The following is a 16,101-nucleotide window of genomic DNA, read 5'->3' as shown; positions in this document are numbered from 1 at the left end:
GCTCAGCTCAGTTGTCCGCCCAGGCGCGCCAGCAGCAGGGCGGCATCCTCTTGATCCTGCTGATCGTCCGGCGCGGTGAACACGGCCAGCCGCACCTCGATGGGCGCCGCCTGCTCGGCGGTCAGGCGCTCTGCCCCCTTGACCAGGCGCTTGCGCACCACCTCCAGTCCGACGGCATCGGTGTAGGGCATCATCAGCCAGAGCACCTCCTCACTCGCCCGGCAACAGCGATCGGTTTCGCGCACGGCTTCCTGCAGGCGCTCCACCAGCCCGTCCACCAGTGCGTGGCCGCGCATCTCGCCGAGTTGGGCGAGGGTTTCCAGCAGGTTGACGAAACGCAGGCCGAGCAGGGAGAAGGGCGGCGTCCGGTGCCGCCGGGTCAGTTGCAGCTGCCAGTTGAGCAGTTCGAAGAAGGCCTGGCGCGGCAACAGGTTGAGGCTGCCGAAACGCTCGATGCTCACCGGTCCGGCGCCGAAGCCCTCGCGGCAGCGCAGACGCCCGGCCTCGGCCAGGCGGAAGTGGCGTACCTCGCGCACGCGCAGCTTGTCCGGCCCATGGGACAGGCCGCAATCCAGACAACGCGCCTCCACCGCGGCGTCGACGAAGAACGCCTGGCAGCCGCGACAGCGGTAGTTCTCCAGTGGCCGGTCGTAGTCGCTGCCGATGTGGCGCAGGCGGGTCAGGCAGTTCGGACAGAGCAGCAGGCCTTCCTTGAGGAAGTGCTCCTGGGGGCCGACATGCCCGCAGGTGAAGCAATGCAGCGAAGGTTGGCGGCCGATGTCCAGGGCCTGGCACTCGGGGCAGACATCCACATAGTTGAGGCGCCCCGACCCGCAGCCGGTGCACAAGCGCAGCCGGTCCAGCAGCTCGCCCTCCTCCAGCCACCCTTGCTGGCCCATCAGCTGCAGCCAGGAGAACTGGTTGACGACTTCGCCATCCCCCAGCGCCTCCAGCAGCGGATAGCGGTAGTGCTGGGGCACGGCGGAGTCACGCACGGCGTGGACCTCACCCCGGGAACGCAACCAGAGCCAGGCCAGCACCCGCTCTTCGAAGCGTTCCGGCGGGGCGCCGCGATTGAACAGGCCGAAGCGTTCGCGCCAGAGGCGCCAGAGCGGCGAGATGGCACCGAGGTCGGCCGGCGGCGGGCCGTCCCCCAGGGCGACGCACCAGGGGTCCTGGTCCTGGCAGCAATAGATCAGGCCGAAGCGGTACTTCCGATCCATGCGCAGGCTGCGCAGCACCTGGCCGGCCTGCGGGCCGGGCAGGTCGAGAAGCAGCACATCGTAGGCCTGCGCCGCCTGCAGGCTGGCAAGGTCGCTGAAGCGATCCAGTTCGCTGCCGGCGAAGTGGGAAGCCGTCGTGCCGACAACGGCGACATGGGGCGAGGCGATAGTCATCGAAAACCTTGGAAGTCGTCCTTAACCAAAGTGCCACTATAACGCAGGGAAATTAGGGATATGGCGGTTATTCGACACCTTCCCGAAGGAAAGCGTAACCGCCAAGCTTCGAATGTCAAATATCCGGCGTACGTCTACCCTCACCCGGAAATATCCGCTCCAGCGGCACGTGCAGCTTGTCGTAGAGCGCCTGTACCGACGGCTTCGCCTCGGGCGCGAGGTAGCCGCTCTCCAGCGCCAGCACCTGGTAGATGCCGCGGCGAAGCATTTCCTGGTCGATATCGCCGGTATCGCCCCGGGTGGTGCAGAGGAAGCGCACCCAGGAGGTGACCACGATCCAGCTGTTGAGGGCCAGGGCCTCCACCTGGGCCGCGTTCATGCGCAGGATGCCGGCGGCGACGAAGCCATGGTAGATGGCATAGGCGTGGTCCAGGCAACGCTGGGCGAACTGGCGGTAGCGCGCGGCCAGTTCCGGGTCGGACTCCAGCAGATGCTCCAGGTCACGATGCAGGAAGCGGAAGTCCCACATGGCCGCCAGCAAGGACTCCAGGTAGAAGGTCTTGTCCTCCACCGTAACTTCGCGCCCTTCCGGCAGGCGCAGGAAGCCGTCCACCCGGCCTTCGTACTGGCCGAACAGCTCGGCGATGATCTCCTGCTTGTTGCGGAAGTGGTAATAGAGGTTGCCCGGCGACATGCCCAGGTGCGCGGCGATGTGGTTGGTGGTCACGTTGCGCTCGCCCTGGATGTTGAACAACGCGAGGCTCTCCAGAACGATGCGGTCGCGGGTCTTGGGTCGTTGGGCCATCGGACAATCTTTCCTGCTATCGGTGGGGCACGGCAAAGGTACACCGCTCGGGCGCCGGGAAACACCCAGTGATACCCGGCACCGGTCCGCCCAGCTTTTCGTTGGGCTGCCACGGGGCGGACCGACGGGCAAGCTAATTGACAGGTTAGAGTAATTGCTCTAAAAATCCAGCGATACGCTAACAACGGAGTCCCGCCGCATCCATCCAAAGGGTACGGACGACTCCCCCGGAGCCCGCCGAGGAGCCGCGCCATGGTCGTCGACATCGCCTACCTGCAACAGAGCCAGCAGCAGATCAGCCAGCTGGAATCCCTCTTCCAGTGTCAGCGCGAGGCCTTTCGCGCCCACCCGATGCCCAGCGCCGAGCAACGCATCCAGTGGCTGCGCAGCCTGGGCGAGTTGCTCTCCGCCGAGCGCGACGCCCTGATCGCGGCCATCTCCCGGGACTTCAGCAACCGCTCGGCGGATGAAACCCTGCTGGCCGAAATCATGCCCAGCCTCCACGGCATCCATTACGCAGCCAAACGCCTGAAAAAATGGATGAAGCCGTCCCGCCGTGGCGTCGGCCTGGCCTTCCAGCCCGCCTCGGCCAAGGTGGTCTACCAGCCCCTGGGCGTGGTCGGCGTGATCGTGCCCTGGAACTACCCGCTGTACCTGGCCATCGGCCCCCTGGTGGGTGCCTTGGCCGCCGGCAACCGGGTGATGCTCAAGATGAGCGAATCCACCCCGGCCACCTCGCAGCTGGTCAAGGACCTGCTGGCGCGCATCTTCCCCGAGGACCTGGTGGCCGTGGCCCTGGGCGAGGCGGACGTTGGCGTGGCCTTCTCCCGCCTGCCCTTCGACCACCTGCTGTTCACTGGCGCCACCAGCATCGGCAAGCACGTGATGCGCGCCGCCGCCGAGAACCTGACCCCGGTGACCCTTGAGCTGGGCGGCAAGTCGCCGGCCATCGTCTCCGCCGATGTGCCGCTCGCCGACGCCGCCGAGCGCATCGCCTTCGGCAAGACCATCAATGCCGGCCAGACCTGCGTGGCGCCGGACTACGTGCTGGTGCCCGAGGATCGCATCGAGGGTTTCATCGAAGCCTACCGCCAGGTCGTGCAGGGCTTCTTCCCGAAAATGGCGGACAACCCCGACTACACCGCGATCATCAACGAGCGCCAGTTGGGCCGCCTGAAGGGTTACCTGGACGACGCCCAAGCCAAGGGCGCGCGCCTGGTGCCGCTGTTCCCCGAGGCCCAGGGCCGGCGCCTGCCACACACCCTGGTGCTGAACGCCACCGACGAGATGAAGCTGATGCAGGAGGAAATCTTCGGCCCCCTGCTGCCCGTCGTGCCCTACCGCCGCATCGAGGATGCCTTCGCCTATATCAACGATCGCCCGCGGCCGCTGGCACTCTACTACTTCGGCTACGGCAAGGCCGAGCAGCAGCGCGTGCTGCACGAGACCCACTCGGGCGGCGTGTGCCTGAACGACACCCTGTTGCACGTGGCCCAGGACGACATGCCCTTCGGCGGCATCGGCTCCTCGGGCATGGGCCACTATCACGGCCAGGAGGGTTTCCTCACCTTCAGCAAGGCCAAGGGCGTGTTCATCAAGCAGCGCTTCAATGCCGCGAAGATGATCTACCCGCCCTACGGCAGGGCCATCCAGAAGTTGGTCTATAAACTCTTCGTCCGCTGAGACGGGCTTTCGCAGGCAGATAACAAGAATGAGCGAAACCACCCTCGACGCGCCGGGGCTGTCCCGGCGCAACCTGCTCAAGGTCGGCCTGTTCGGCTCGGCCTTCCTCGCCACCGCCGGGGTCACCGCCAGCCTCACCGGCTGCTCGGCCAGCGTGCCGGCCGGTGGTTTTGCGGTGCTGCGCGAATCCGACCTGCCCTTCCTCCGCGCCCTGGTGCCGGTGATGCTGGACGGCGCGGCGCCCGCCGAGAAGATGTCCCGGGCCGTGGACGGCACCCTGCAGAGCCTGGACTACGCCCTGCATCGCCTGTCGCCGGAGATGCTCAAGCTGACCCTGCAGTTGTTCGACGTGCTCGCCCTGCCGATCACCCGCGGCCCGCTGACCGGCATCTGGGGCAGCTGGGAAAAGGCCAGCGCCCAGGACATCCGCGAATTCCTCGAACGCTGGCAGAACAGTTCCATCGGCCTGCTGAAGATGGGCCATGCCTCCCTGCTGCAACTGGTGATGATGGCCTGGTACGGCCGCCCGGAGTCCTGGGCGCACTGCGGCTATCCCGGCCCGCCTGCCGTCTGATTCCTGCACACCCCAGATAACGACAAGAACTCGCCCGAGACCCTGACATGCCTGTACCCGATCTGTTCGCCGGAGGCCTGGCCCGCGGCTGGAAAACCCACGACGGCTCGCGCCTGGAGCAGGACCTGACCCTGGAAGCCGACGTCGCCATCGTCGGCAGCGGCGCCGGCGGCGGCACCACCGCGGAAATCCTCAGCGCCGCAGGGTTCAAGGTGCTGCTGATCGAGGAAGGCCCGCTCAAGACCAGCTCCGACTTCAGGATGCAGGAGGCCGAGGCCTACCCGAGCCTCTATCAGGAAGGCATCGGGCGCATGACCAAGGACGGCGCCATCACCATCCTCCAGGGCCGCGCCGTGGGCGGCACCACCCTGGTGAACTGGACGTCCAGTTTCCGGACGCCGGAGCCGACCCTGGAACACTGGGCTCGCGAGCACGGCGTGAAGGGCCTGTCGCCGGCCGAGATGGCGCCCTGGTTCGAGAAGATGGAACAGCGCCTGGGCGTGGCACCCTGGGCGATCCCGCCGAACCCGAACAACGACGTGATCCGCCTGGGCTGCGAGAAACTCGGGCTGCACTGGAAAGTCATCCCGCGCAACGTGCGCGGCTGCTGGAACCTCGGTTACTGCGGCATGGGCTGCCCGACCAACGCCAAACAGTCGATGCTGGTCACCACCATCCCCGCCACCCTCGACAAGGGCGGCGAGCTGCTCTACCTGGCCCGCGCCGAGAAGCTGCTGATCGAGGGCGACCAGGTCGCCGGCATCGAGTGCCTCGGGCTGGACGAGCGCTGCGTGGCGCCCAACGGCCGCAAGATCAGGGTGAAGGCACGCCACTACGTGCTCGCCGGCGGCGGCATCAACACCCCAGGCCTGCTCCTGCGCTCCGGCGCGCCGGACCCGCACAAGCGCGTTGGCAAACGCACCTTCCTGCACGTGGTGAACTTCTCCGCCGCGCAGTTCGATCGAGTGATCAACCCCTTCTACGGTGCCCCGCAGTCCATCTACTCCGACCATTTCCAGTGGGATGACGGCGCCACCGGGCGCATGTCCTACAAGCTGGAAGTGCCGCCGCTGCAGCCCGCGCTCACCACCACCCTGCTGGGCCGCTTCGGCGTCGACAACGCCCTGCGCATGGAACAACTGCCCCACACCAACGTGATGCTGGCGCTGATGCGCGACGGCTTCCACCCGGACAGCGCCGAAGGCACGGTGGAGCTGCGCGGCGACGGCAGCCCGGTGCTCGACTACCGCATGACCGACTACACCTGGGACGGCATCCGCCGGGCCTTCCATGTCATGGCCGAGATCCAGATCGCCGCCGGAGCCCGCGCCGTGCTGCCACTGCACAGCGACGCCGACTACGTGAAAACCCTGGCCGAGGCGCGCAGCCTGATCGACGGCCTGCCCATGGAGCTGTACCGCGCCCGCCTGGGCAGCGCCCACGTGATGGGTGGCTGCGCCATGGGCGAGGCCCCGCAGCAGGCGGTCACCGACAGCCTGGGACGCCATCATCAGCTGGGCAACCTGTCGATCCACGATGGCTCGCTGTTCCCCACCAGCATCGGCGCCAATCCGCAGTTGTCGGTCTACGGGCTCACGGCAAAACTGGCCAGCGCCCTGGCCGAGCGGCTGGGCCAGGCGTAACGGACCGCTCGGTAAGGAACACCGATTGGGTGGCCCTGGCCTGCCTGGACCTGGCGCTGATCCTCTGGCCGGTCCGTCGGCCGGCCGTGGCCGGATGAGCCCTCGTCTTGGCCGCCGGGGCCCGCTGCGCTACCATCCAAATCCCTTTCGAGCCCCTGCCAGGACGTCGCGATGAACCGAGTGTTGTACCCGGGCACCTTCGACCCCATCACCAAGGGTCACGGCGATCTGATCGAACGCGCCGCGCGCCTGTTCGATACCGTGATCATCGCCGTAGCCGCCAGCCCGAAGAAAAATCCGCTGTTCAGCCTGGAGCAGCGCGTCGAGCTGGCCCGCGAAGTCACCAAGCACCTGCCCAACGTGGAAGTGGTGGGCTTCTCCGGCCTGCTGGCGCACTTCGTCAAGGAACAGAACGCCAATGTGTTCCTCCGTGGCCTGCGCGCGGTCTCCGACTTCGAGTACGAATTCCAGCTGGCCAACATGAACCGTCAGTTGGCGCCGGACGTGGAGAGCATGTTCCTCACTCCGTCGGAAAAGTACTCCTTCATTTCCTCCACCCTGGTGCGCGAGATCGCAGCCCTGGGCGGCGACATCAGCAAGTTCGTGCATCCCGCCGTAGCCGCCGCTCTGGCTGAGCGCTTCAAGCGCTAACGACTGTCCCGTCGCGATCGACGCGTGCGTCGATCGCCCCAATCCGGCACAATTCCGCTATTTTCTGTTCAAGGCCGCCGCTTCCATGGCGACGGCAGGAGTTGTTCCCATGTCCCTCAAGATCACCGACGACTGCATCAACTGCGACGTCTGCGAACCCGAGTGCCCCAACGGCGCGATCTCCCAGGGCGAGGAGATCTACGTGATCGACCCCAACCTGTGCACCGAATGCGTCGGCCACTACGACGAACCCCAGTGCCAGCAAGTCTGCCCCGTCGACTGCATCCCGCTCGACGAGGCCCATGTCGAAAGCAAGGATGAGCTGATGCAGAAGTACCTGAAGCTCACCGGCAAGGCCTGAGCCATGGGCCGCCCGGAACGCGGCGCGTACCGTGGTGCGCTGCTCGCGACGCTGCTGCTCTGTGCGAGCACGTTGCAGGCAGCCGAGCCGGGCCGCGCGGCGGTGGCCACACCCAGCCCCTCGGCCACGGTAGCCGGCCTGGAAACCCTGGCCCAGGGCGGCAACGCCTTCGATGCCGCGGTGGCCATCAGCGCCGCCCTGGCGGTGGCCGAGCCCTACGGGTCGGGCCTGGGCGGCGGCGGTTTCTTCCTCCTGCGCCAGGGCGGCGACAAACCCGTCTATCGCTTCCTCGACGCCCGCGAACGCGCGCCGCTGGCCGCCCATCCGCGGCTCTACGTACGCGATGGCAAGGCCGACGCCCGCCTGTCCCTGGATGGCCCCCTGGCCGCCGCCATCCCCGGCCTGCCGGCGGCCCTGGCGGATCTCGCCGGCCGTTACGGCCGCCTGCCCCTGGCCGACAGCCTGACCCCGGCCATCCGCCTGGCCCGCGACGGTATCTCGGTGGACCGCATCTACCGCGAGCGCGCCACCTGGCGCCTGTCGGCGCTGCGCGACGACCCCGAGACGGCGCGACTGTTCCTCGACCACAAGCGCGAGGTTCCGGAAGAGTTCAGCCTGCTGCGCCAGCCGGAACTGGCCGACACCCTGGAACGCATCGCCCGCTACGGCAAGGCCGGCTTCTACAGCGGAGCGACGGCCGAGAAACTGGTGCGGGAGGTAAATGCCGCCGGGGGCATCTGGAGCCTGCGCGACCTCGCCGATTACCGCACCGTGGAGCGCCAGCCGATCCGCTTCCGCCTGGCCGAAGGCCGCGAGCTGATCAGCGCCCCGCCGCCGTCGGCCGGCGGCATCGCCCTGGCCCAGAGCCTGGCCATGTTGCAGCAGCTGCCCTGGCGCAAGGCCGACCGCGTGCAACGCACCCATTACGTGGTGGAAACCCTGCGCCGCGCCTACCGCGACCGCGGACTCCTGGGCGACCCGGATTTCGTTGCCATTCCCCAGGCGAAGCTGCTCGACGAGAGCTACCTGAAGAGCCTCGCCACTGGCATCGACGCCCGCCGCGCCACCCCCAGCAGCAGTCTGCCGCCCTCACCGCCCTGGCGCGAAGGCGACCACACCACCCATTTCGCGGTGATCGACAAGGACGGCAATGCGGTGGCCGCCACCCTGTCCATCAACCTGCCCTTCGGCGCCGCCTTCACCGTACCCGGCACCGGCGTGCTGTTGAATGACGAGATGGACGACTTCGCCGCGAACCCGGCAGGCGCCAACACCTACGGCCTGGCCGCCAGCCAGGCCAACGCGGTGGGTTCGGGCAAACGCCCGCTGTCCTCCATGAGCCCCACCTTCATCGAGAGCGAACAGGAATTCGCCGCCTTCGGCACGCCGGGGGGCAGCCGGATTCCCAGCATGGTGCTGCTCTCGGTGCTGGAGTACCTGGACGGCCAGCCGGTCAGCCGCTGGCCGGCAGTGGCGCGCTACCACCACCAGTACCTGCCGGACCAGATCGAGCACGAGCCGGGCGCCTTCAGCAGCGCCGAAAGCGCCGAATTGCGAGCCCGCGGCTACAGCCTCAAGCCACTGGAGCGCAACTACGGCAACCAGCAGGTGCTCTACTGGAACAAGGCCAAGGGCAGCCTCGAAGCCGCCAGCGACCCCCGCGGCCTGGGCCGTTCCGAAGTGCTCGAAGTGGAAAAGCTCCGGTAGGGGCGCGCTAGTTCGCTCCGTAGGGTGGACCACGCTTCATCGGTCCACCATGGGATTTCCCTGGGGCCGCGATGGTGGATAGAAAAGCGCTATCCACCCTACACGGAGGCTGGCCGGCAGGGTGCGCCGTGCGCACCAGAGACGCCGCGCGGACACCCGGTGCGCACAGCGCACCCTACATGGGGCCCCACACTGCGAAACGCACCTCGCTAAAGGACGATCAGCGACTCCTCTTCCTGCTCCAGGCGCCGCAGCTCGCGGAACAGCAGTTGCCCTTCACCCAGCAGCAATACGTTGCGCAGGCTCTGGAAGATGCGACTGGCGTAGCCCAGGTCGTTCATCAGCGAGCTGGTCTGCAGGCCGTCCAGTTCGCCACTGCGCACAGCGTTGAACAGGCGGGTGCGGAAGGCGCCGTCAAAGGCCGCGGCCTTCTTGTCCAGCCCGTTCAGGCGCTGGTTCCAGGCATCCTCGGGGAGGTCGGAGCGGCCCAGCTCGCGCAGCTCATGGAGCATGGCCAGCAGGTGCCGGCGCAGATCCACATAGGCGTCGCGGATGGGGGACGGGGTCTCTCCCAGGTAGCGCCCGAGGTTCTTCTGCAGGTGCTTGGCGTCCTTCACCGCATCCACCAGTTGCAGGGCGACGAGCTGGCTGTTGACCCAGAACTGCTGATGCGCCTCGTCCAGGGGCAGATCGAGCCGCCCCATGAAGCTCAGCAGGTCGCCATAGACGCCCTTGATATGCCGCTGGTAGAGCGCCTCGGCATCCAGGTGGTGGCGTTCCGGCCGCGCGTGCAGCAGGCGCTCGTCGCCCTGGGCCCTGGCCAACTGGTCCACCGGCAGGTAGAGGGCGTGGCAGATCACTTCGAGACTCAGGCGCGCCAGGTGGCGCAACTCGCGCACCACGGCGTTGGCGGCGGCGTCCACCGAGTCCAGGGCGCGCTCGTTGAGGTAGCGCGCGCGGGTGCGCTCGGGGACTTCCGGGCCGGCGGCCAGCTCGGTGATCAGCACCTGGGGCTCCTCACGCTCCGGCAGCCAGCGAACCAGCCACTGGGCGAGGCGTTCCTGCAGCGGCCAGAACAGCAGGACGCCCATGGCATTGATCAGGCTGTGGAACATCGCCAGCTGGATCAGCTCGTTGTCGCCCAGTCCGGTCAGGCCGGCGATACGCCCCACCAGCCAGCCGAGGGGCCCGAGCAGGATGAAGGCCAGGCTGCAGGTCACCACGTTGAACAGCACATGGGCCAGGGCCAGGCGCTGGCCGCTGCGGTTGCCACCCAGGGAACCGACGAAGGCGGTGGTGACGCTGCTGCCGACATTGGAGCCGATGGCGATGGCGAAGCCCTGGGCGAGGTCCAGCTGGCCACCGGCCAGGGCGGCGAGCGTCAGCATCAAGGTGGCGTGGCTGGACTGCAGCACCACGGTCACCAGCAGTCCGACCAGGGCGAACAGCAGGCTGCCCAGCAGGCCGTCGGCCTGGTAGGCGGTGAGGTCCAGGCCATCCCCGAAACTGGCGAAGCCGTCCTTGATCTGGTCGATGCCGAGGAAGATGAAGGCGATGCCCAGGACGATGCGCCCCGCTGCCTTGCTCCGCTCGCCGACGAAACCGCCGAGCACGCCGAACACCAGCAGCGGCAGGGCCAGCGGGCTGAGGCTGAGGTTCTGCCCAGCCATGGCCAGCAGCCAGATGCCGCTGGTGGCGCCCAGGTTGGCGCCGAAGAGAATCGCGATGCCTCCGGCCAGCTGGATCAGCCCGGCGCTGATGAAGGCGATGGTGAGCAGCGACACCAGGGTGCTCGATTGCAGCAGCAAGGTGCCGCAAATGCCGAACATCAGGCCCTTGAAGGAGGTGGACGTGCTGCGCGCCAGCAACTGCTCCAGCTTGCTCCCGGCCAGTTGCCGCAGGCCCTCCTCCAGGCACTGCATGCCGAACAGGAAGAGCGCGAGCCCCGCGCAGAGTTCCAGCCAGCCGGAGCTGAACCAGAAGCTGCAGGCCAGCCCGACGGCGGCCAGGACGAGCAGGAGAATGCGGGAGTAATGCTTCACGGGCGGTATTCCTTCACCAGATCACGCCCAGCTATTACCCGAAGCGCCGACCGGCCGGCAAGCCCCCCTGAAATGCCGACGGCCCCGCCCGGGAAGGGCTGGGGCCGTCGCTCTGGCGAAGGGGGACTCAGTAGCTTTCGCTGGACGTATCGTGCTGGTAACCGCTGATGGTGCAGCCCAGGCAGCGCACGAAGGCCTCGCGGCCCGGCACGCCAACCAGCTCGTTGGCGGCTTCCTCGACGTTACCGCCCAGGGCGGAGAAGGGCAGGCTGATGATGAACAGCCCGGCGCCGATCACCGTGGCGCCGATCAGCAGCGGCCGCGCGATGAGGATGTCGCCGGCCATGCGGTAGCCGGTAGGGGCGTCGGCGGTGTACATCGGGTCGCCGCTGACGTTCTCCTGCACAACTTCCGCGTTTGCCGGCAGCGCCAGCAGGCCGGTGGTCAGCGCCAGGACAGCAGCGGTGGTGCGGAACAGGTTCATGCGGACGATCCTTCAGCAATGGGTGTGCGGAAAACTATAACAGCGCATGGCAGTCTGACAGCGTGACGGCCTTCAATCGCCATAGAAAGCGTAGTCCGGTTTTTTCGGCACGTAGGGGCGGTAGAAGGCCAGCAGCGCGCGCAGGTCGCCCTGCTCGTCGCCCGTGGGGTAAAAGGGCTGGCCGAAGACCACGCGGCGGTTGGCGTAGTCCAGGGCCGCCGGGACTATGGGCACCCCGGCGCCACGGGCGATGTGATAGAAGCCCATCTTCCAGCGCTCCACCCGCTTGCGCGTCCCCTCCGGCGAAATCACCAGCATGAACTGGCGATTCTCGCGAAAGCGCTCCACCGCCTGCTCCACCATGTTCAACCTGAGGTGGCGGTGGATCGGCACCCCGCCCCAGCGCTGCAGGAGCCTGGCGAAGGGCCAGCGGAACAGGCTGTGCTTGGCGAACCAGCGGGCATTCAGGCGAAGCACGAATTTCACCGCGAGGAAGATCACGAAATCCCAGTTGGAAGTGTGGTGGGCGCCTATCACCACGAACTTGTCGAGGTCCGGCAGGCGCCCCTCGATGCGCCAGCCCAGCAGACGGAGCGTGCCGTGGCCGACGGCCTCGGCGAAGGGATTGCGGGGCAGGTAGTTACCGTACATGTGGATGATCCACTTTCTTGTCGTTATCAGGCAGGCACCGGGCCTGGCGCCCCGGCGCGGATTCAGCGCTGGCAGCGCGGGCAATAGACGCTGGCCCGCTGGCCGAGGCGGATTTCCCGCAGGGTCGAGCCGCAGACCTTGCAGAACTCGCCGGGGCGTCCGTAAACAAAGAGTTCCTGCTGGAAGTAGCCCGGCTTGCCGTCGCCGCCGACGAAGTCGCGCAGGGTCGTGCCGCCGCATTCGATGGCCTGGGCGAGGATGCGCTTGATCTCCCCGGCAAGCTTCAGGTAGCGCGCCCTCGAGATGGAGCCGGCCTCGCGGCGCGGGTCGATGCCGGCAGCGAACAGCGCCTCCGCCGCGTAGATGTTGCCGACCCCCACCACCACGGCGTTGTCCATGATGAAGGGTTTGACCGCCATGCTGCGGCCCCGGGAGAGCTGATACAGGCGCTCGCCGTCGAACAGGTCGGTCAACGGCTCGGGGCCGAGGTGGCGCAGCAACTCGTGGTTCAGCGGATCAATGCTCCAGAGCAGCGCGCCGAAACGGCGCGGGTCGGTATAGCGCAGCGCCATGCCCGACTCCAGCTCGATGTCCACGTGCTCGTGCTTGGCCGCCGGCAGTCCGGCCTCCACCAGGCGCAGGCTGCCGGACATGCCGAGGTGACTGATCAGGGTACCGGCCTCGGCTTCGAGCAACAGGTACTTGGCGCGACGCTCGACGTGCAGGATGAGCTGGCCGGAAAGGCGCACGTCCAGGTCCTCGGGAATCGGCCAGCGCAGGCGGCGCTCGCGCACGATCACCCGGCTGACGCGCTGGCCTTCGAGGAAGGGCGCGATGCCGCGGCGGGTGGTTTCGACTTCGGGTAGTTCAGGCATCGGTTTCTCTGGAATCGGTCGGTAACACGGGTTGGGAGGGCTTCAGTGCGCTCCCAGCTCGCGGATGCTTTCCTTGAGGTTCTCGAAGTCGTACTCCGAGAGCCCCACATAGTCCAGCACCTGGACGCGGATGCTCATCCACTCGTAATCCTCGGCCTGGTTGCCCAGCACCAGGTGGGAGGCGCAGATGTGCTCGGCCATCTTGAGGATCGCCAGCAGGGTCTTGAGCGGGGCATCGCGGCCGGACTCGTCGCTGAACAGAGACAGCGCGTTGTGGTGGTTGGCGATGGCCTCGCAAAGGTGTTCCGGCAGCCGCCAGGAGCGCGCGGTGAAATAACCCACCACGGCGTGGTTGGTGTTCAGCAGCCGGTTCTCGGTATCCACCACCCGACGCTCCGGGCCGGCGCAGGCGTAGGCCTCTTCCAGCACCAGCATGTAATCGGGGAAGCGCTTGAGCATCAGCGGGATGCCACAGTTGTGGAACAGGCCAAGGGCATAAGCCTCGTCCGCCGACTGGTAGCCGATGCGCTTGGCCAGGGTCAGGCAGGTCATGGCCACGTCTTGGGCGGAATCCCAGAAGCGGTTCAGGGTGACGATGGTCTCATCGCTCATCTCGCCCTTGATCGACTGCGCGTTGATCAGGTTGATCACGGTGTTGCAGCCCAGCAGGTTCACCGCCTGCTGGATCGAGGCGATGCGGTTGGTCAGGCCGAAGAAGGGCGAGTTGACGATCTTCAGCAACGCGCCGGACAGGCCCGGGTCCTGGCTGATGAGGCGAGCAATGGTCTTCAGGTCCGGATTGGGCATGACCTGCTCCATCTGCAGGTCGACCATGATCTGCGGCTGCGGGGGCACGCTTATGCCCTGCAGCACCTGGCGGATCTGATCTGCGGAAAGTTCTTGAGCCATGGGGACAGGGAAGCCTCTGAGCGAGGCGACAGTCTACCCGGTTGCTTGCGCCCATTGCGCGGGATTTCCGGCCGCAGTCGAGGCCCGCCGGGCGGCCCCCGGCGCGGCTGCGGGCTAGGGTATAATCCCGGCCTTTTTTCCGGAGAGCGACACATGTCCCTGCCCAGCCTGCGCCTCAAAGCCAACGCCGATCGACGCCTGCGCGCCGGCCACCTGTGGGTCTACAGCAACGAAGTGGATGTGGTCGCCACCCCGCTGAACCTTTTCCAGCCCGGTGACCAGGCCATCCTCGAGGCCGCCGGCGGCAAGCCGCTGGGCGTGGTCGCGCTCTCCCCGAACAACCTGATCTGCGCCCGCCTGGTGTCCCGCGACGTCAAGCACGTGCTGGACAAGTCCCTGCTGGTGCACCGCATCAACGTCGCCCTGAGCCTGCGCGAGCGCCTCTTCGACAAGCCCTTCTACCGCCTGGTCTACGGCGATTCCGACCTGCTCCCAGGACTGGTGGTGGACCGTTTCGGCGACCATCTGGTCGTACAGCTGGCCTCCGCCGCCATGGAGCGCCACAAGGACGCCGTGCTCGACGCCCTGGTGCAGGTACTCAAGCCCCGCGGTGTGCTCTGGAAGAACGATTCCAGCGCCCGTGACGCCGAAGGCCTGGAGCGTTACGTGGACACCGCCTTCGGCGTGGTCCCCGAATGGGTCGCCCTGGAAGAGAACGGCGTGAAGTTCGAAGCGCCGGTGATGGAAGGCCAGAAGACCGGCTGGTTCTACGACCACCGCATGAACCGCGCGCGCCTGGCGCCCTACGTGAAGGGCAAGCGCGTGCTCGACCTGTTCAGCTACATCGGCGGCTGGGGCGTGCAGGCCGCGGCCTTCGGCGCCAGCGAAGTGTTCTGCGTCGACGCCTCCGGCTTCGCCCTCGACGGCGTCGAGCGCAACGCCACCCTCAACGGCGTGGCCGAGCAGGTCACCTGCGTGGAAGGCGACGTCTTCGAGGCCCTGAAGGAGCTCAAGGCCGCCGAGGAGCGCTTCGACGTGGTGGTCGCCGACCCGCCCGCCTTCATCAAGCGCAAGAAGGACCTGAAGAACGGCGAGGCCGCCTACCGCCGCCTCAACGAGCAGGCCATGCGCCTGCTCAACAAGGACGGCATCCTGGTCAGCGCCTCCTGCTCCATGCACCTGCCGGAAGACGACCTGCAGAACATCCTGCTCGGCAGTGCCCGCCATCTGGACCGCAACATCCTCCTGCTGGAGCGCGGCGGCCAGGGCCCTGACCACCCGGTGCACCCGGCCATCCCCGAGACCCGCTACATCAAGAGCCTGACCTGCCGCCTGCTGCCGAACAGCTGACGGCACAGGACCTGTGGGGGCGAATGAAACTGCCCCCACAGCGTGTAGGGTGGATAACGCTCTTTTATCCACCAGCGGAGTCGAGCCGAGCATCGCCCGGTGGACAGAAAAGCGCTGTCCACCCTACGCATCTCGGCCCTGCGGCCCCACCGATCAATGCAGGATCTGCGCGAGGAACGCCTTCGCCCGCTCGCTCTTCGGCGCATTGAAGAAGGTTTCCGGCGGGCTGTCCTCGACGATGCGCCCGCCCTCCAGGAACAGCACCCGTTCCGCCACCTGCCGCGCGAAGCCCATTTCGTGGGTGACGCAGAGCATGGTCATGCCGCTGCCGGCCAGCTTCACCATCACGTCCAGCACCTCGCCGACCATTTCCGGGTCCAGCGCCGAGGTGGGCTCGTCGAACAGCATGATCTTCGGCTCCATGCACAACGCCCGGGCAATCGCCACGCGCTGTTGCTGGCCGCCGGAGAGCTGGCTGGGATACTTGTGCGCGTGGCTTTCGATGCCGACCTTGCGCAGGAACTCCCTGGCGCGCGCCTCCGCCTCGGCGCGGGAGAGGCCGCGCACCGACATCGGCGCCAGGGTGCAGTTGTCCAGCACGCTCATGTGCGGGAACAGGTTGAAGTGCTGGAACACCATGCCCACCTCGCGCAATGCGGCGGCGCCGCGCGCGGGATCGGCCTGCGGGTCGCAGCCGTTGATGAGGATGCGCCCGCCGCTGATGGTCTCCAGCCGGTTGATGCAGCGGATCAGGGTCGACTTGCCGGAGCCCGAGGGCCCGCACAGGACGATGCGCTCGCCCGGCCGCACCACCAGATCGATGCCCTTGAGCACGGCAAAGTCGCCGTACTGCTTCTCGAGGCCCTCGATCACCACCGCCGGCGTCTGCGGTACGGCGCTGAGGTGAGGCGATTGGGCGGGGGCGGCTTTCATGCTCGATAACATCTTGTTGTCCTCTTTGTTGCGTAT

15 protein-coding genes are annotated in these 16,101 nt (G+C 67.2%); 7 read left to right on the top strand and 8 right to left on the bottom strand.

What is annotated here, in order from left to right:
• Window positions 1–2 precede the first annotated feature (2 nt).
• Together ACFW0H_RS06900 and ACFW0H_RS06895 are read right to left on the bottom strand one after the other, a co-directional pair.
• Complete coding sequence (locus ACFW0H_RS06900; RefSeq protein ID WP_422913154.1) at window positions 3–1,397, bottom strand: TackOD1 domain-containing metal-binding protein; 1,395 nt, start codon at window positions 1,395–1,397, stop codon at window positions 3–5.
• Window positions 1,398–1,512: 115 nt separating this feature from the next.
• On the bottom strand, window positions 1,513–2,202 hold the full coding sequence (locus ACFW0H_RS06895; protein WP_422913153.1) for a TetR/AcrR family transcriptional regulator: 690 nt from the start codon (window positions 2,200–2,202) through the stop codon (window positions 1,513–1,515).
• Between the two features lie 252 nt (window positions 2,203–2,454).
• On the opposite strand from ACFW0H_RS06895, the gene ACFW0H_RS06890 reads away from it, so the two are divergent.
• From ACFW0H_RS06890 to ggt, 6 genes are all read left to right on the top strand, one after another.
• A complete protein-coding gene (locus tag ACFW0H_RS06890; RefSeq protein WP_422913152.1) occupies window positions 2,455–3,885 on the top strand; it encodes a coniferyl aldehyde dehydrogenase in 1,431 nt (476 codons plus the stop codon).
• A 28-nt stretch (window positions 3,886–3,913) separates the two neighbouring features.
• A complete protein-coding gene (locus ACFW0H_RS06885) occupies window positions 3,914–4,459 on the top strand; it encodes a twin-arginine translocation pathway signal protein (RefSeq protein WP_422913151.1) in 546 nt (181 codons plus the stop codon).
• 47 nt (window positions 4,460–4,506) lie between these two features.
• A complete protein-coding gene (locus ACFW0H_RS06880; protein ID WP_422913150.1) occupies window positions 4,507–6,102 on the top strand; it encodes a GMC family oxidoreductase in 1,596 nt (531 codons plus the stop codon).
• A 171-nt stretch (window positions 6,103–6,273) separates the two neighbouring features.
• Window positions 6,274–6,753 carry a pantetheine-phosphate adenylyltransferase gene (coaD, locus tag ACFW0H_RS06875; protein ID WP_044871006.1) on the top strand — a complete coding sequence of 160 codons (480 nt, stop codon included), beginning with the start codon at window positions 6,274–6,276 and terminating at the stop codon, window positions 6,751–6,753.
• A 109-nt stretch (window positions 6,754–6,862) separates the two neighbouring features.
• A complete protein-coding gene (locus ACFW0H_RS06870) occupies window positions 6,863–7,114 on the top strand; it encodes a YfhL family 4Fe-4S dicluster ferredoxin (protein ID WP_003455709.1) in 252 nt (83 codons plus the stop codon).
• A 3-nt stretch (window positions 7,115–7,117) separates the two neighbouring features.
• Window positions 7,118–8,821, top strand: a complete 1,704-nt coding sequence (gene ggt, locus ACFW0H_RS06865) for a gamma-glutamyltransferase (RefSeq protein ID WP_422913149.1) — start codon at window positions 7,118–7,120, stop codon at window positions 8,819–8,821.
• A 209-nt stretch (window positions 8,822–9,030) separates the two neighbouring features.
• On the opposite strand, the gene ACFW0H_RS06860 is transcribed toward ggt, so the two are convergent.
• From ACFW0H_RS06860 to ACFW0H_RS06840, 5 genes are all read right to left on the bottom strand, one after another.
• Window positions 9,031–10,863, bottom strand: a complete 1,833-nt coding sequence (locus tag ACFW0H_RS06860; protein ID WP_422913148.1) for a Na/Pi cotransporter family protein — start codon at window positions 10,861–10,863, stop codon at window positions 9,031–9,033.
• Window positions 10,864–10,990: 127 nt separating this feature from the next.
• Entirely contained in the window at window positions 10,991–11,347 is a 357-nt protein-coding gene (locus ACFW0H_RS06855) for a multidrug transporter (RefSeq protein ID WP_422913147.1), read from the bottom strand.
• 72 nt (window positions 11,348–11,419) lie between these two features.
• Window positions 11,420–11,998 (bottom strand): lysophospholipid acyltransferase family protein, encoded by a 579-nt coding sequence (locus ACFW0H_RS06850; protein ID WP_422913146.1) that lies wholly within the window; start codon window positions 11,996–11,998, stop codon window positions 11,420–11,422.
• Window positions 11,999–12,060: 62 nt separating this feature from the next.
• A complete protein-coding gene (mutM, locus tag ACFW0H_RS06845) occupies window positions 12,061–12,873 on the bottom strand; it encodes a bifunctional DNA-formamidopyrimidine glycosylase/DNA-(apurinic or apyrimidinic site) lyase (RefSeq protein ID WP_422913145.1) in 813 nt (270 codons plus the stop codon).
• A gap of 42 nt (window positions 12,874–12,915) precedes the next feature.
• Complete coding sequence (locus ACFW0H_RS06840) at window positions 12,916–13,782, bottom strand: HDOD domain-containing protein (RefSeq protein WP_459077289.1); 867 nt, start codon at window positions 13,780–13,782, stop codon at window positions 12,916–12,918.
• A gap of 153 nt (window positions 13,783–13,935) precedes the next feature.
• Here ACFW0H_RS06840 and ACFW0H_RS06835 point away from each other — a divergent pair, with 153 nt between their 5' ends.
• A complete protein-coding gene (locus ACFW0H_RS06835) occupies window positions 13,936–15,132 on the top strand; it encodes a class I SAM-dependent rRNA methyltransferase (protein WP_422913144.1) in 1,197 nt (398 codons plus the stop codon).
• Window positions 15,133–15,285: 153 nt separating this feature from the next.
• Here ACFW0H_RS06835 and ACFW0H_RS06830 read toward each other — a convergent pair whose 3' ends face one another.
• Complete coding sequence (locus ACFW0H_RS06830; RefSeq protein WP_422913143.1) at window positions 15,286–16,065, bottom strand: amino acid ABC transporter ATP-binding protein; 780 nt, start codon at window positions 16,063–16,065, stop codon at window positions 15,286–15,288.
• Window positions 16,066–16,101: the final 36 nt, after the last annotated feature.

It is taken from the genome of Metapseudomonas cellulosilytica, assembly GCF_049334135.1.
Lineage (GTDB): Bacteria > Pseudomonadota > Gammaproteobacteria > Pseudomonadales > Pseudomonadaceae > Metapseudomonas.
The sequence above is the reverse complement of the archived record's forward strand: the minus strand, read 5'-3'. Positions and strand labels throughout refer to the sequence as shown.

Excerpts from the sequence above, each read along its gene's own strand:
- ACFW0H_RS06900 (WP_422913154.1), bottom strand. The coding sequence starts at position 1,397 with ATGACTATCGCCTCGCCCCATGTCGCCGTTGTCGGCACGACGGCTTCC.
- ACFW0H_RS06895 (WP_422913153.1), bottom strand. The coding sequence starts at position 2,202 with ATGGCCCAACGACCCAAGACCCGCGACCGCATCGTTCTGGAGAGCCTC.
- ACFW0H_RS06890 (WP_422913152.1), top strand. The coding sequence starts at position 2,455 with ATGGTCGTCGACATCGCCTACCTGCAACAGAGCCAGCAGCAGATCAGC.
- ACFW0H_RS06885 (WP_422913151.1), top strand. The coding sequence starts at position 3,914 with ATGAGCGAAACCACCCTCGACGCGCCGGGGCTGTCCCGGCGCAACCTG.
- ACFW0H_RS06880 (WP_422913150.1), top strand. The coding sequence starts at position 4,507 with ATGCCTGTACCCGATCTGTTCGCCGGAGGCCTGGCCCGCGGCTGGAAA.
- coaD (WP_044871006.1), top strand. The coding sequence starts at position 6,274 with ATGAACCGAGTGTTGTACCCGGGCACCTTCGACCCCATCACCAAGGGT.
- ACFW0H_RS06870 (WP_003455709.1), top strand. The coding sequence starts at position 6,863 with ATGTCCCTCAAGATCACCGACGACTGCATCAACTGCGACGTCTGCGAA.
- ggt (WP_422913149.1), top strand. The coding sequence starts at position 7,118 with ATGGGCCGCCCGGAACGCGGCGCGTACCGTGGTGCGCTGCTCGCGACG.
- ACFW0H_RS06855 (WP_422913147.1), bottom strand. The coding sequence starts at position 11,347 with ATGAACCTGTTCCGCACCACCGCTGCTGTCCTGGCGCTGACCACCGGC.
- ACFW0H_RS06850 (WP_422913146.1), bottom strand. The coding sequence starts at position 11,998 with ATGTACGGTAACTACCTGCCCCGCAATCCCTTCGCCGAGGCCGTCGGC.
- mutM (WP_422913145.1), bottom strand. The coding sequence starts at position 12,873 with ATGCCTGAACTACCCGAAGTCGAAACCACCCGCCGCGGCATCGCGCCC.
- ACFW0H_RS06840 (WP_459077289.1), bottom strand. The coding sequence starts at position 13,782 with ATGGCTCAAGAACTTTCCGCAGATCAGATCCGCCAGGTGCTGCAGGGC.
- ACFW0H_RS06835 (WP_422913144.1), top strand. The coding sequence starts at position 13,936 with ATGTCCCTGCCCAGCCTGCGCCTCAAAGCCAACGCCGATCGACGCCTG.
- ACFW0H_RS06830 (WP_422913143.1), bottom strand. The coding sequence starts at position 16,065 with ATGAAAGCCGCCCCCGCCCAATCGCCTCACCTCAGCGCCGTACCGCAG.